The 15,166-nt window shown below is 42.4% G+C and carries 14 protein-coding genes; 11 read left to right on the forward strand and 3 right to left on the reverse strand.

Features of this window, described 5'->3' with window-relative positions; all coding sequences use genetic code 11:
- Positions 1-2: 2 nt before the first annotated feature.
- Entirely contained in the window at positions 3-641 is a 639-nt protein-coding gene (locus IEV36_RS15550) for a DedA family protein (RefSeq protein ID WP_004773285.1), read from the reverse strand.
- Positions 642-875: 234 nt separating this feature from the next.
- Between IEV36_RS15550 and IEV36_RS15555 the strand changes: the two genes are divergently transcribed.
- Together IEV36_RS15555 and IEV36_RS15560 are read left to right on the forward strand one after the other, a co-directional pair.
- Positions 876-1,292, forward strand: a complete 417-nt coding sequence (locus tag IEV36_RS15555; protein WP_004773284.1) for a DoxX family protein — start codon at positions 876-878, stop codon at positions 1,290-1,292.
- A 144-nt stretch (positions 1,293-1,436) separates the two neighbouring features.
- Positions 1,437-1,805 carry a NirD/YgiW/YdeI family stress tolerance protein gene (locus IEV36_RS15560; RefSeq protein WP_005255721.1) on the forward strand — a complete coding sequence of 123 codons (369 nt, stop codon included), beginning with the start codon at positions 1,437-1,439 and terminating at the stop codon, positions 1,803-1,805.
- Between the two features lie 48 nt (positions 1,806-1,853).
- On the opposite strand, the gene IEV36_RS15565 is transcribed toward IEV36_RS15560, so the two are convergent.
- Positions 1,854-3,080: a DUF445 family protein gene (locus IEV36_RS15565; protein WP_171062171.1), complete on the reverse strand. Its 1,227-nt coding sequence runs from the start codon at positions 3,078-3,080 to the stop codon at positions 1,854-1,856.
- Between the two features lie 443 nt (positions 3,081-3,523).
- On the opposite strand from IEV36_RS15565, the gene guaA reads away from it, so the two are divergent.
- The 4 genes from guaA (at position 3,524) to IEV36_RS15585 (ending at position 8,754) form a co-directional block, all read left to right on the forward strand.
- Complete coding sequence (gene guaA / locus IEV36_RS15570; RefSeq protein WP_005255720.1) at positions 3,524-5,092, forward strand: glutamine-hydrolyzing GMP synthase; 1,569 nt, start codon at positions 3,524-3,526, stop codon at positions 5,090-5,092.
- Between the two features lie 70 nt (positions 5,093-5,162).
- The gene (ant(3'')-IIb, locus tag IEV36_RS15575; RefSeq protein WP_005255718.1) at positions 5,163-5,954 is read left to right on the forward strand and encodes an aminoglycoside nucleotidyltransferase ANT(3'')-IIb; all 792 of its coding nucleotides are present in this window, start codon (positions 5,163-5,165) and stop codon (positions 5,952-5,954) included.
- Positions 5,955-6,070: 116 nt separating this feature from the next.
- Positions 6,071-7,000, forward strand: coding sequence for a LysR family transcriptional regulator (locus IEV36_RS15580; RefSeq protein ID WP_005255716.1), 930 nt, complete (start codon positions 6,071-6,073; stop codon positions 6,998-7,000).
- 296 nt (positions 7,001-7,296) lie between these two features.
- The gene (locus IEV36_RS15585) at positions 7,297-8,754 is read left to right on the forward strand and encodes an aldehyde dehydrogenase family protein (protein ID WP_005255710.1); all 1,458 of its coding nucleotides are present in this window, start codon (positions 7,297-7,299) and stop codon (positions 8,752-8,754) included.
- A gap of 41 nt (positions 8,755-8,795) precedes the next feature.
- Here IEV36_RS15585 and IEV36_RS15590 read toward each other — a convergent pair whose 3' ends face one another.
- Positions 8,796-9,689, reverse strand: a complete 894-nt coding sequence (locus tag IEV36_RS15590) for a LysR family transcriptional regulator (protein WP_004773269.1) — start codon at positions 9,687-9,689, stop codon at positions 8,796-8,798.
- A 154-nt stretch (positions 9,690-9,843) separates the two neighbouring features.
- On the opposite strand from IEV36_RS15590, the gene IEV36_RS15595 reads away from it, so the two are divergent.
- From IEV36_RS15595 to IEV36_RS15615, 5 genes are all read left to right on the forward strand, one after another.
- Positions 9,844-10,935: a cupin domain-containing protein gene (locus tag IEV36_RS15595; protein ID WP_005255708.1), complete on the forward strand. Its 1,092-nt coding sequence runs from the start codon at positions 9,844-9,846 to the stop codon at positions 10,933-10,935.
- Positions 10,932-11,567 carry a maleylacetoacetate isomerase gene (maiA, locus tag IEV36_RS15600; protein ID WP_005255707.1) on the forward strand — a complete coding sequence of 212 codons (636 nt, stop codon included), beginning with the start codon at positions 10,932-10,934 and terminating at the stop codon, positions 11,565-11,567. The genes IEV36_RS15595 and maiA overlap by 4 nt, the downstream gene beginning before the upstream one ends.
- A gap of 38 nt (positions 11,568-11,605) precedes the next feature.
- Entirely contained in the window at positions 11,606-12,304 is a 699-nt protein-coding gene (locus IEV36_RS15605) for a fumarylacetoacetate hydrolase family protein (RefSeq protein WP_005255704.1), read from the forward strand.
- A gap of 107 nt (positions 12,305-12,411) precedes the next feature.
- Complete coding sequence (locus IEV36_RS15610; protein WP_032863786.1) at positions 12,412-13,755, forward strand: MFS transporter; 1,344 nt, start codon at positions 12,412-12,414, stop codon at positions 13,753-13,755.
- A 64-nt stretch (positions 13,756-13,819) separates the two neighbouring features.
- Complete coding sequence (locus tag IEV36_RS15615) at positions 13,820-15,088, forward strand: OprD family outer membrane porin (RefSeq protein WP_373869384.1); 1,269 nt, start codon at positions 13,820-13,822, stop codon at positions 15,086-15,088.
- Positions 15,089-15,166 lie beyond the last annotated feature (78 nt).

Consider the following 15,166-nt stretch of genomic DNA (forward strand, 5'->3'; position numbering starts at 1 on the left):
ATTTATTGGCCTTTGCGGTTACTCAGTTTTTGACGAATAAAACCAATCACGCCCGGTAACACACTAATAATAATAATACCGAAAATTAAGTGAGTGAAATTATCCTTCACGATTGGCATGTTGCCAAATAAATAACCCAGTGTAATAAACGATGCAATCCAGCAGAATGCGCCAATCACGTTATAGGTCAGGAAATACTTATAGTTCATGCTGCCTGCACCTGCAACGAATGGAGCAAAAGTACGGGCAAAGGGTACAAAACGGGCAAAAATAATCGTTTTACCGCCATGACGTTCAAAGAAATGCTGGGTCTTGATCAGATGTTGTTTATTGATAAAACGAGAATTGGTTTCAAAAACGCGTGGCCCAATGTAGCGACCAATGTGGTAATTTACGGTATCGCCGAGTACCGCTGCGATAAATAATAAAATACCTAAAACCCATGGATCCATTGCACCTGTTGAAGCAGCCAACGCACCTGCTGCAAATAACAGACTGTCACCTGGTAAAAATGGCATCACCACCAAACCAGTTTCAACAAAAATAATTAAAAATAAAATGGCATAAATCCACACGCCATAATTGGTAATAAATTCTAAAAGGTGTTCGTCAACGTGCAGAATAAAATCAATGAGTTCCATGAAAATGTTAACACTATAAATGTGGACTAAATCCTAGCAGTGCATCATTAGAATGTCAGTATAAAAAGCTAATTAATTAGTAACTTTGCAAGGGAAACATTTGATCGGGAAGCTGATTTAATCTTTTTATTGTTGCAAATAAAGAACGATATGTTAACTAATATGGTGTTTATTGCATAAACAAAGATACATAAACTGGCTACATGTTAAAAAACAAACAGTGTGGAACCAACCATGTTTAATCCGAATGTTGTTGTAAAAAATATCGTAACGCAATCTGGCGTAGCAAATGGTGTCATTTTAGTTGCACGTTTATTACTGGCTTATATTTTTCTTGTTGCTGGTTGGGGCAAGATTGTAGGTTATGCAGGTACTGCTGGCTATATGGAATCAATGGGCGTACCAGCTGCGTTACTTCCGCTGGTGATTCTGATGGAGTTCGGTGGTGGTCTGGCTTTACTGTTTGGCTTCCAGACACGTTTTGCATCGCTGGGCTTAGGTATCTTTAGCATTCTCACTGCATTTATTTTTCATAACGGTGCCGAAGATGCGATTAACTTTATGAAGAACTTTGCGATGGCAGGTGGTTTCTTCGCGCTTATGTTGTATGGTGCAGGTCGTTTTAGCCTTGATCATCTGATTGAAAAATAACATTGCAATACATTGCCCCGCTTTCATCAGTGGGGCTAAGCCTCTGTATGACTTACATGAATTACGCTTGATTACAAACTTAAGCCGACATGAGCGACTATTTCTGTTTAGATCATAAGACTTTAGAACAAAACAGGAAATGAAATGAAAAAAATCATCGCGAGTTGTGGGATTGTGGTTTTAGCGGGATTATCAACAGCGACTTGGGCAGGTAAAGATGACCATGTCATTGTGCAGGAGGCGGCGAAGAATGTCGTAACCGTCAGTCAGGTGGCAAAACTTGCTGATGAAACTGGCATTACATTGACAGGCCAGATCACTAAACATTTGAAAGGTGATCATTATGAGTTTAAAGACAAGAGCGGGACGATTGGTGTCGAAATTGATGATGATATCTGGCGTCAAGCAAACCTAAAAGTCGGTGATCATGTGCGTCTCGTCGGTGAAGTTGATACGCATCGTTATAAGCCAACTGATATCGAAGTTGTCAAAATTGAAAAACATGCCCATTAATTAAAAAAAGGAAGCTGAAGCTTCCTTTTTTATTGGGTATCATATTTTTTAAAGCATAAAGTGAATCTGCATTTCCCCGACAAGGAAACCAAGCACCGCACCGACAATAATCAAAGACCATTCGTCTTCTTTAAAGGCTGGACGCAGCATTCCTTCGAATTCTTCGGGGCTTAGTTTCTGCATGCGCTCAACCAAGGTATTGCGTACATTCATCGCGTCTTCAGCATAAGATTCAACGTAGCGCATGGTGTCTGGAAGCTGTTTTAAAATACGTTCAGCCACATCAGCTTTCAGGTTTTGATATTTCTCACCGCCGATTGCATAGACCACCAGTGGTCGAACAATACCTGCCTGTAAATCAATTTCCTGTTTGACCTGACGGCTTACCAGTTCAATGACTTTGTCTGAATGTGTACCCGAAAATAGTTCTTCCATCATGTTGCGAGAGGTGAGTAACTGTTTTGAAATCAACGCAGCATAATCAGCCGCCACTTCATTCTGACGTTTAATGAATAAACCTTGCCACGTATAGCCCATGATCTTTTTCGGATATAACGGGCGGAACATCATTTGCAGGGCCATCCAGTCACTAAAGAAACCGACGAAGCCGCCAAACATCGGCAACATCCACGGATATTTACCTTGCGTGACGATCCAGCACAGCATTTGCACCACACCAATCGCGAAACCAAATACAAAACCGACATTACTAAAGAATTTGAATTCCTGTTTGCCGACTTTTTTAAAGATTTCATTCAGAAGACGCTTATCTTTGAGCAGGTTGTTAACCACCATATGCTTGATATCGAAGTACTTGGCAACATCCTTCTGTACTTCACTCATAATGTGTTCAACAATTTCAGGGGCTTTGGCCTGAACCCGCTTAATCAGTCTTTGGCGGGCAAACTCTGGCATGCCTTCCCATAAACCGGGCTGATATTGCTGTGCGACTTCACGAGTAATATCCTCGGCAGCCGCCATTAACGGTTTTTCAATTTCCTGTGCAATACGTTTGGGGTCGAGTCTGGCAAAGATTTCTTCAGGTTTGATGAGCTTGGAGGTCATTAGCTCAACGGCTGTGGTCGCCATTTTTTCAGCTTTGCGTGGCACAATCCCTTGCCATCCGAGTGGAAGTCCAAATAATCTCAACCCTTTAAATTCGAGGGGAGAAAACATCATTTGAATCGCAATGACTTTGGTCACATAACCAATAAAGCCGCTGATAAATGGAATGGAAATATATAGCCAGAAATTTTGGTGAAAATCCGCAATCATTTCTTGAAACATTATTTTATTGGTCCTTCAAGTCCTAATTGTTGCTCGTGGTCGGGCAAGCGCTAGATGATAGTAAAATATTTTAGGACATTGGTGATCTACCAAGACCTTGAGATGCTGTATTACCTTTTTATTTTTCCTTTAATTAAGGACATCACAATCGCATAAAAAGGCAACGATGCTGTCGATTGAATACCTTTCCATGGTAATCCCTATTTCGAGCCATCATCTTAGCACCAATTTTTGTTTTGTGTTGAGCAGAATCGGTGAGTTTTGTTGATTTAAATCGCTTAAATAAGTGGCTTGTGGAGAAATTTTAGTTTAAATATCAGGGCTGATGGCAAGGCCAGATTAAAATGCAAGATAGATGATGAATTGCGGTGCGTCAAAGCGTGAAAAATGTTAGAATGTGGCGCTTAATTCATTTGCCTTTAAGATGAACCATGACGACCAATACTCAAATTACTGAAGATCGTATCCTTATTCTGGATTTCGGCTCTCAATATAGCCAGCTCATTGCACGTCGTGTACGTGAAGCAGGTGTCTATTCTGAAATGTATGCATTCGATATGTCTGAAGAAGACATTCGTGCGTTTAATCCGAACGGGATTATTTTATCAGGTGGCCCTGAGAGCGTACATGAAGAAGGAAGCCCACGCGCACCGCAAGTTGTATTTGAACTTGGTGTACCAGTGTTGGGTATTTGCTATGGTTTACAAACCATGTCTGAACAGCTTGGCGGTAAAGTAGAGCCGGGTACAGTACATGAGTTTGGTTATGCAGAAGTTGATATTCTGGTACGTGACAATCTGATTGGTAACTTGCAAGATCGCGAGAACCAGCTTCACGTATGGATGAGTCATGGCGATAAAGTAAGTGCGATTCCAGAAGGTTTCCAGGTTACTGCAAGCACCCCAAGCTGCCCATTTGCTGCGGTGAGTGATGAAACTCGTCGTTTCTATGGCGTACAGTTCCATCCAGAAGTAACACACACTGCCAAAGGCGCTGAGTTACTGTCTAACTTTGTACACAAGATTTGTGGTTGCCGTGGTCTGTGGACACCTGAACACATCATCGATTTACGTGTAGAACAGTTACGCGCACAAATTGGTGATGAAAAAGTTCTATTAGGTTTATCTGGTGGTGTGGATTCATCAGTCGTTGCTGCGTTATTACACAAAGCGATTGGCGACCAGTTAACGTGCGTATTTGTAGACAATGGTTTACTTCGTTTAAACGAAGGTGATCAAGTGATGCAAATGTTTGCAGACAACATGGGTATCCGTGTGATCCGTGCAGATGCTGAACAACGTTTCTTGTCTGCATTGGCGGGTGAAGTTGATCCTGAGAAAAAACGTAAAATCATTGGTCGTGAATTTATCGAAGTATTTGCAGAAGAAGCACGTAAACTTGATGGCGTGAAATTCTTGGCACAAGGTACGATTTACCCAGACGTGATCGAATCTGCTGCAAGCAAACAAGGTAAGGCGCACGTGATCAAATCACATCACAACGTGGGTGGTTTACCAGAAGACCTAGCGTTTGATCTGGTTGAGCCATTACGTGACTTGTTCAAAGATGAAGTACGTAAATTAGGTACAACACTTGGTTTACCGCACAGCATGATTTACCGTCATCCATTCCCAGGTCCAGGTTTGGGCGTGCGTATCTTGGGTGAAGTGAAAAAAGAATATGCTGATATTCTTCGTCTTGCTGATGACATCTTTATGCAAGAACTTCGTGACAGCGGCTGGTACGACAAAACTGCACAAGCATTTGCAGTATTCCAACCTGTGAAATCAGTAGGTGTTGTCGGTGATGGTCGTCGTTATGCATGGGTGATTGCACTTCGTGCGGTTGAAACAGTTGACTTTATGACAGCGCGTTTTGCTCACTTGCCATACGAATTGGTTGATAAAATCTCAACCCGTATCATGAACGAAATTAAAGATGTTTCACGTGTTGTATATGACGTGTCATCTAAACCACCAGCAACGATTGAGTGGGAATAATGAAATGAAAAGGCAGGATTAAATCCTGCCTTTTTTTATGTCAGTTGCTCGGCTGTTCAGGAGATTGAAAATGTCAGAAAAATTTCAGCTTCAGCAGTTACAAGAATATTTACATGCTCTATTTGCAGAAGCATTATTTGCGATTTACTTGTATGGTTCGGCTGTTGATGGCGGCTTAGGCCCGGAAAGTGATCTGGATCTTCTGGTCGTTGTGACTCAACCTCTGACACACGTTCAGCGACAGCAGCTTGCACAAGCCTTATTAACGCTTTCACATCCAATTGGTGGATTGCAACGAGCACTTGAAGTAACTGTCTTGCTCAAAGAAGAAGTGATTTCAGGCAGATATCCTTTAAATTATGAATTACAGTTTGGGGAATGGTTGCGTGAGGAACTCGTCGATGGAGGTGAGTTGTCAGCACAAAATGATCCAGACATCAGTATCTTGTTAAAGAAAGCGCACATGCATCACCGAACGTTATTTGGGCCTGATTTAACAAGTTGGTCAGATGAGATTCCAGGTCAGCAACTTTGGCAAGCGATGGCAGGCCTTTATCCATCAATAGTGGCACATTGGGATGAAGATGGTGATGAACGTAACCAGATTTTAACCTTATGCCGAATCTATTTTAGTTTGAGTCTGGGGGAGATTGTTTCTAAGTCGCATGCGGCCCAATGGGTGATCGCTCAACTCGAGGAAAAAGATCAGCCTGTTTTACAACGAATGGTGCAAGAGTATAAAGGCGAGATGACAAAACAGGACTGGCCAAGTCAGCATCAAGCGTTACAGCCTATCGTTGATTTTCTGAGTCAGCACATAGAGACTCTTTTTGATAAAAAGGGCCTGAAAATAAAACAATAAAGGATATTTTTCAGGTCGTTTCAGGAATAAGACTGAGTATTGCAATAACAGACTATTCAAATTGGCTTGCTTAGACCTAATATCTGTCTTAAATAAAACCCGCTTTGGGGGTGTGTTTGAATCAGATTATAGAAATGCAGACCTATATTGCTGTCATTGAAGCAGGAAGCATTACCAATGCTGCAAAGCGTTTAGGTATTACAAAATCTGTCGTGAGCCAGCGGATTCAACAACTCGAACAACGTTTGGCTACGGCACTTATTCATCGTGGCAGAACCATGCAATGTACAGATGCGGGACAGGAGTTTTATCAGCAGTCCATCAAGATTTTAGCTGAGCTCAGTCATCTCGAAGAGTCAATCAGCGCTCACCATGATCATTTAAGAGGTAACTTCCGCTTATCTGTACCTCAGGGGTTTAGCATTCGGTATCTGGCTGCTGATCTGGCAGAATTCATGAAAATGTATCCTGATCTGAAACTGGATATAGAGTCGTCTGATTATTTTGTGAATTTGAATAATGGAAATTATGATGTGGCCATTCGTATGGGAGAGTTGCCTGACTCTAACTTGATCAGCCAAACCATTGCTGAAAATCGTCATTATATTTGTGCGAGCCCAGATTATTTACAGACCCATGGTACTCCAACACATCCAAATGAGCTTTTCCGTCATCGAGGTTTGCTTTACTTGCCGCGTGAACCTCATGGGATGTGGCAATTGCCCGTAGATGGGGAAAGGGCGTTTTTCCGGATTTCTCCTTATATGCGGAGTGACAGTGGACATCAATTACTTGAGGCCGCAAAACTGGGGTTAGGGATAGCGATTTTGCCCGGTTTTTTGGCAGCTGATGCAATCTGCCAGCAACAACTCAAAGTCATCTTGCCCGCATTTTCTCCATCGGGAGGCAATATATCCGTCGTTTATCGCGTATCAAATCGGGCTTCACCAAAGATTCAGGCTCTGGTTCAATTTCTATCAAAAAAAATCGGGCATACCCCAAGTTGGGATATCGCCATTCAAAAAAACCTACAGCAGTCGGTTTAAGTGATCGTTCGAAAAAAACGAATCCAGCTTTTGTTGATTGTGGTCTAGTGGATAAAAAACTTCATTTGTTAGGGTATTTTTCTCTCTTTGAAATCGACCTGCTTATCAGTTGACGTCAGAGAAGATTGGGATTTCAGTTGTCAGATTTTACCGAATCAATGCAATGACTCATCCTGTGGCTCATAAAGTCCCTGAGCTGAAGCTAGTCAGAAGGCAGAGTTAAGTACGGTAAAAATAAGAATATTAGATGGAATATCTAAGCTGATCCTCTCTTGTTTTCATTTTAGGATGTACAAATGGATAGACTCGCGAAGAACTGGATTAATGGTGAATGGATTGACTCTCAACAGTACGTACAGTCCATCAATCCTGCAACATATGAAGTAATTGGGCAGTATGCAGATGTCACTACAGAACAGGTAGAACAAGCCATTTCTGCTGCTAAAACCGTATTTAAGAAGTCAGGCTGGAAGCGTGATCGTCATTTGAGAGCAAAAGTCCTGAATGAGATGGCAGATGCGTTTGAGCGATATGCTGATGAGCTGATTGAGATTCTTGCAACTGAAAATGGAAAAATTAAGCCTGAAGCAACTTTTGAAGTCACGATGATTCCTGCCAAGTTACGTTACTATGCTGCTGTGACGTTGACAGAGTATGGACGCGCACTGGAACCCAAGCCAGGAAGCTACTCAATGGTTTTACGTGAACCGATGGGGGTAGCAGGTATTATTGTGCCGTGGAATTCTCCTGTTGTGTTGATGGTTCGTTCACTCGCGCCAGCTTTAGCCGCAGGGGTGACAGCGGTCATTAAGATGCCTGGTCAAACTGCCCAAACAAATGCACTCATTGCCCGAATTTTTTCGGAACTACCCGCTCTGCCAAAAGGGGTGATTCATTTATTTAGTGAATCTAAAAATCTTGGAGCTCGCCTGCTGATTGACTCGCCAGATGTCCCTGTGATCAGTTTTACAGGGAGTACCGCAACAGGCAAGACCATTTCAGCAGCAGGTGCCCAACATTTGAAGAGGTTTGGTCTGGAATTAGGCGGTAAAACTCCAATGATCGTATTCAAGGATGCAGATCTGGATCTGGTTTTGCCGAAGCTAGAAAAAGCAGTGACGATTTTTGCAGGACAATTTTGTATGACAGGTTCACGTTTGCTGGTACAGCGTGAAATTGCAGAGGAGTTGAAACAAAAACTGGCGCAACGTTTAAGTGCAGTCAGCGTTGGCCCAGCCACCGATCCAAACAGTGATATGGGGCCATTAATCGATAAGAATAATGTGGAACGCGTGAATGCCACTGTCGAAAAGGCGATTGCGGAAGGCGCTAAAGTGATTGTTCGTGGTGGGCCAGTCACGGAAGGTGAATTGGCAAAAGGTGCTTTTTATCGTCCTACCTTCCTAGAAGTGCATGACAATTCACTTCAAATTATTCAGGAAGAAACCTTTGGCCCTGTTTTGACTGTACAGGTATTTGATACCGAAGAGGAAGCGATTGAGCTGGCAAATGACAATCAATATGGATTAGCTGCGTCGGTCTGGAGTCGAGATGTTAATTTGCCATTGCGAGTGGCGGCTGAACTTGAAGCTGGAACCGTTTGGATTAACGACTGGGCTGTCGTTTATGACGAGTTTGAAGAAGGTGGTTTTAAAAATTCGGGCTTAGGACGAATGAATGGAATGGCTGCGATGGATGATTTTATTGAGTACAAACATATCACCATTTCAACAGGCATCACTGGATCTGAATAAAGTGTGAGGGGGACGGCTAGCGTCTGCCTGATGCGCTTTATTTATGATGAGAACAGCTTAAAACAAACCTGTCTTAGCCATTGGTTACTTGGTGTCTGATGCACACGCGAGTGCCAATGCTGCTTTACACTGAACTGAGGAAATTGATAAGGAGGATCAAAACTTTTGAATCCTCCTTGTGACATTAATACCTGAGCCAGATAATTTGGGATCGTCGCAATCGCATCTGTATCTCTGACGATAAGCCCCACGCCTAGATAGCTGGGTAAACGCACCAGAATATTTCGATTCACGCCATGTTTTTGTAGTTCATGCTCAACCACAAAATGTCCTCCAGTTGCCAAAATGTCAACATGTAACTCCTGGCAAAAATCCTCGGATGAAAGGTGTGTACCTGTAAGCCTTGGATGTTGTTGACTGGCAATACAAGTGTAATGTTGCTGAAAAAAGGTCTGCTGATAAAAACCCGCTTCGAGCTGTGGTAGGAAACCAATGGCGAGGTCAATATCTCCATTCGACATCATAAGTGCGGTCTGGCTATCAATGGGTAGAATTTCCAGACGAATTGAAGGTGCATGCTGACGTAAATAATTAATCAGACGAGGTAAAAACACCAAATGACTGATATCGGTCATGCTAATGCGAAATTGATAGGCTGAGGTCTGCGGGTCAAAATCGATATTGTAATTTTCTACCAGTTTTAAGCGGTTCAAGATTTCTACGATCATTGGGTAGAGTTGTTGAGCCAATTCGGTGGGCTGCATTTTATTTCCAATGCGTACAAACAATGGATCATGAAAATGTGCTCTCAGTTTATTCAGGGCAATGCTTAAGGTTGGCTGCCCAATTTCAAGTTGTTCAGCCGCTTTGGAAATACTTTTGTATTGATAGATTTCAAAGAAAATTTTGAGCAGTCGTGTATCCAGATCAAACATATCAATGAATCACCGTATTGATTTTATCAATACAGCCTATTGTTTTTTGTGCATAGATTCAACACATCCTGATTGTTACATTGAGCCAATACCAGATTTTGATGAAATTATGGGCATTGGGATTGCGCTTAATGCAACAAGAAAGGAATGAAAAATGGAACAGTTAGGCACATTAGAAGAACTACCTGAACGTTATCGTGAACAACTTGAGGCATCTAATCTGGTGCCATTATGGCCTAATTTAAGAAACTTTATCCCCCCTCATGCCCCACAGCCACACACTCTCGCAACTGCTTGGTATTTCCACCAAATTAAACCTTTGTTATTACAGGCGGGTGAGCTAGCCCCGATTGAAAAGGCCGAGCGTCGAGTTTTGGCTCTCGCAAATCCAGGGCATGGTTTGGACAATATGAAAGTCAGTCCTGCCATGTATTTGGGGATGCAATTGTTACTTCCTAAGGAATGGGCACCAGCGCATAGACATACACCGAATGCGGTGAGATTAATTATCGAAGGTGAGGGGGCTTACACCACGGTTGAAGGACAAAAATGCCTCATGGAGCATGGTGATATGATCCTGACGCCTTCTGGGCTGTGGCACGAACATGGGCATGACGGGGATCAGCCAGTCATCTGGATGGATATTCTGGATCTCCCTCTGGTTTATTACATGGAGGCTTCTTTTGTAGAAGAAGGACGCCGTCAAGAAGTTGATCGGATTAATCAGGGAAGCACCCATAATTATGCGGCAGGGATTGTCCCAACCCCTCATTTCATTCGTGAAGACGCTGTTTATCCAATGTTGCGTTATGCATGGAAGGATACCAAAAAAGTGCTGGACGCTTTAGCTGCAGGCACAACGCGGCAAGAGGTGATACAGGTCGCATATGTTAATCCTGAAACAGGCCGCGATTGTCAAAATATTTTGGGCTATTCCGCTTTATTGTTACGTGCCAAAGAGACGGTATCTTTACCTTTGCGTTCTACTGCACAGGTCTTTCATGTCATTGAAGGCGAGCTAAAGATCAATATAGATCAGCAACATTTTAGTTTGGCCAAAGCCGATACCGCATGTGCCCCTTGTTTTGCTGCTATTGATTTAATCAATACATCTGAGCAGCCATGTTATGTCTTTATTGCAGATGAAGCCCCTTTGCAACGTAAGTTAGGACTTTATTCAGTACGTGAGCGTCAGCTGAGCCATGAACGCTTTACAAAGGTTGCGGTTGAGGAGGCTGGAATATGAAACTTTATAGTTTTTTCCGCAGCGGGACATCGCATCGTACCCGTATCATCCTGAATCTAAAAGGATTGAATTATGAGATGGAATATATCTCTCTGGCCAAAAATGAACACCATCAATCGGAATTTAAGGCGCTGAATCCACAAGGTTTTGTGCCAGTACTGGATACAGGATCCGAGAGATTATTACAAAGTCCCGCGATCATTGAATGGCTTGAGGAGCAATACCCTGAGCCGGCCTTGTTGCCTACAGATGCGCTTGCTAAAGAAAAGATACGTGCTATTGCGGCCTTGATAGGCTGCGATATTCATCCTCTAAACAATAAGCGTGTACTGGAGTATCTACGCCAGCTTGGTCTGGATGAGAGTCAGGTAAATGCGTGGTGTACCAGATGGATTCAGGATGGATTTGCTGCTTTAGAGCATATTTTGGAACAAGACCAGAATCGAGGAAAGTTCTGCTATGGCAAGCAACCGACCATTGCAGATGCCTATTTAGTTCCACAAGTTGTATCTGCCCAGCGTTTCAACCTCGACCTTTCAGCCTATCCACTGATTCATGAAGTTTATCAGCATTGTATGACGCTTGAGGCGTTTCAAAAAGCTGCACCTGAACAGCAGGCAGATGCTTTTTAAGTCTCGTATGTGAATCTATTATCAAAAAGGAACAAGCCATGTCATTTATTTTCCAGCCAATGACACCAGCGGGCCTATTTATTCATGGCTCAGAACTGCGATTTCCCGTACGTCGTGTTTACTGTGTGGGGCGTAATTATGCAGCACATGCCCGTGAAATGGGCTTTGATCATCGTGATCCTCCCTTCTTTTTCTGTAAGCCAAATGATCTGGAATCAATTGTACCTGTTCAAAAGGAAGCGGTAGATATTCCATATCCAACTGAAACGTCTAACTATCACTATGAAATTGAGCTTGTGGTTGCGATTGGACAAGATGCCAAGAATGTCTCGGTAGAGGATGCAGCAAAATATATTTATGGCTACGCAGTAGGCTTGGACATGACGCGCCGTGATTTGCAAATGAATATGCGTGAACAGGGACGGCCATGGGAAGTTGGAAAGGCTTTTGATTTTTCTGCACCCATTGGTCCAATTCATCCAATTTCGGAAGTCGGTGAACTCAATCAGGCGGATATTCATTTAACCGTCAACGGTAAAACTGAACAGCATAGTGATATTAGTCATTTGATTTGGTCTGTTTCTGAAACCATTGCCAACCTGTCAACTTTATTTGAACTTAAAGCTGGTGATTTGATTTTTACAGGAACACCTGAAGGCGTAGGTGCTGTGGTGCGTGGTGATGTGATGCGTGCCGAAATTACAGGGCTGACGGGTATCACTGTAAACGTCAAGTGATCGTCCTAATTTGAGGAGATAACCAGATGTCCAGATCAAAGAATAAATAAAACTGGACATCTTCGCTAAGGATTGCAAGTGCCATGGTATTGGCAAAAGGAGTAAATATGTCTAGGCAAAGCATGGATGTACAACATTTTATTGATGAAATGCCGTTATCAACCCTACAGAAACTCATTACTTGTTTATGCTTTCTCATTGTTGCAATTGACGGTTTTGATACCGCAGCAGTGGGCTTTATTGCGCCTGCATTAAAGGCTGAGTGGGGATTACAAACCACTGAACTCGCGCCGTTATTTGGCGCAGGTTTATTTGGACTGATGGCGGGCGCACTTATTTTTGGCCCTTTATCTGACAAATTAGGACGTAAACCGATTTTGATTGGTTCGGTGATCATGTTTGGTTGTGCCAGTATTTTTGCAGCCTTTTCATCCGACCTTCAAACGCTGATTATTTGGCGATTTGTGACTGGATTAGGTCTAGGGGGAGCGCTGCCGAATGCGATTACCTTAACCTCAGAATATGCGCCTACTTCTCGCCGTTCTAATTTGGTCACCATGATGTTTTGTGGATTTACGATTGGTTCAGCACTGGGCGGGATTTTTTCTGCTCAACTTTTACCGCAGATGGGTTGGCAGGGCATTTTATTGATCGGGGGCTTTGCGCCGTTATGTATGGTTCCATTTTTGTATTTTCTATTACCTGAATCGCTTCGCTTTTTAGTTTTGAAAAAGAAAAGTATAAAGAAAATTGAAAGTATCATGCACCGTATTGCGCCGCACGCCAGCAACATTCCAGCTCTGGTAGCCCCTGTAAATGAAGTGGAAAAGTCGAGTTTAAAAGACTTGTTCGGTAAAGGGCTGGCTTTGGGCACTTTTTTGATTTGGTTCACCTTTTTTATGAGCTTGCTGATTATTTATATGATCTCAAGTTGGATGCCAACTTTACTGACCAATGCAGGTTTTAATTTGTCTCATGCATCGTGGCTCACTTCTATCTTTCAGGTGGGTGGAACCATAGGTGCCATCGTATTGGGCTTACTCATGGATAAGTCAGATGCCACCAGAATCCTCAGCAGTGCTTATGTTTTAGGCGGGATGTTCCTCATCTGTTTAGGTTTTGGGATTGAACATGCGAATACCTTGTTATTGATGCTTGCCATGTTTGGGGTGGGCGTAGGGATTAGTGGTTCACAAGTGGGTGCAAATGCTTTTTCATCGGGTTTTTATCCAACCCATTGCCGTGCTACAGGGGTAAGTTGGGCCAATGCGGCTGGACGGGCAGGCTCTGTCGTCGGATCAATCATGGGGGGCTGGTTAATGTCATTAGATCTATCCAGTTTTACGATTTTGAGCCTTCTTGCGATCCCTGCATTTTGTGCCGCTATCTCAATGCTATTGATTAAACGCCTTAAAAAAGACCAGCCTAAGATTGCAACCGCTTTAGGCTAAGGTCAAATAATCACCCTAAAAATAAATTGCTGTCTCAAAGGATGATACAGCATCTTTGCTATGGATGACCTATCTTATGTACACGCTAAAAAGACATACGCTAACGTTTGGTTTATGCACATTGATTTCTGGTGTAAGCCCGACATTGTGGGCTTTTGATCCAAATCAGCCTATTCAGGATGAATGGAAATTTACTTTAAAGAATGCGCTGATCAATCGAGATTATCAGAATCCAGAGGTCAAAGATTTTGGAAGCTGGTCTCAAGGGGCTTCATTGTTTTATACCTCAAATTTGCGCGATACCCCTTTACATATTTTAGATCAGCCGATTCGGATTGGGGCTGATGCTTCGGTTCAATATGCTGTCCGTTTAAGTGCCGATAAGCATGTCTCTGATACAGTTTTACCTTTTGATAGACAAACTCAATCGCAGGCAAGTGACTATCTAAAATATGGAGCGACTTTAAAACTCGCTTATGACAAAACTCTGCTGAGTGTGGGTGAATTATGGCTAGATTTGCCCGTAACCACTTCAGATGCTAGCCGTCAGTTAATTACGTCTTACTGGGGAACAAATTTAAAGTCGCAGCTTTCTGATCAGTTGTATGCTGAAATTGGACGGGTAGAAAAAGTTTCTCCACGTAATGAAGAGGACTTTCGGCGCTTCTCCTTTACCTCGAATGGTCAAACTGAATACTCTGATGGCTTGAATTATCTTGATCTGCGTTATCAGTTCACACCTAGCCTAAAAGGGGAGTACTATTTTGGAAATCTGGAAGATTTATATAACAAACACTATGTTGGTCTAGAGCATATATGGAAACAGCCAAGTTTTTCGCTTAATTCCAAGCTTAAATATTTTAATGCCAAAAATGATGGCAATCACTTCAAGATTGATGCCCAAAATCTTGGGTTGCTGGAAATGCTAAAAGTGAATAACCAGAGCTTTGGCATGGGTTACCAGCAAATTATTGGTGAATCAGCGTATCCTTTGCCTGATGGTTTTTTGCCTGAACTGTATTTTATTAACTGGAATACCACAGGATTCTTTAAAAAGGATGAAAAGTCATATCATGTGATGTACGGTTATGATTTTAAAGATTATGTTCCGGGTCTGAATGCTCTAGTCAAATATGTGTATGGACATGACTTTAAAACGGCCAATGGTGAGAAAAACCATGAAACTGAATCAAATGTTATTTTAAATTATGCATTTCAACAGCCCTCTTTAAAAGGCTTTGCACTTCAGTACTTACGTATTGATTATGATGTAAAACATGGAAATGACTTTAGTGAAAATCGTTTTTTTGTGAGCTATACAAAGCGGTTTTAATCGAGATGAATGTTGTTAAAAGAGTGCTTATGCACTCTTTTTTATGACTTAACTTTTCTAAATCTCTATTTTTAAAAT

The sequence above is a fragment of the Acinetobacter vivianii genome, assembly GCF_014635885.1.
GTDB lineage: Bacteria > Pseudomonadota > Gammaproteobacteria > Pseudomonadales > Moraxellaceae > Acinetobacter > Acinetobacter vivianii.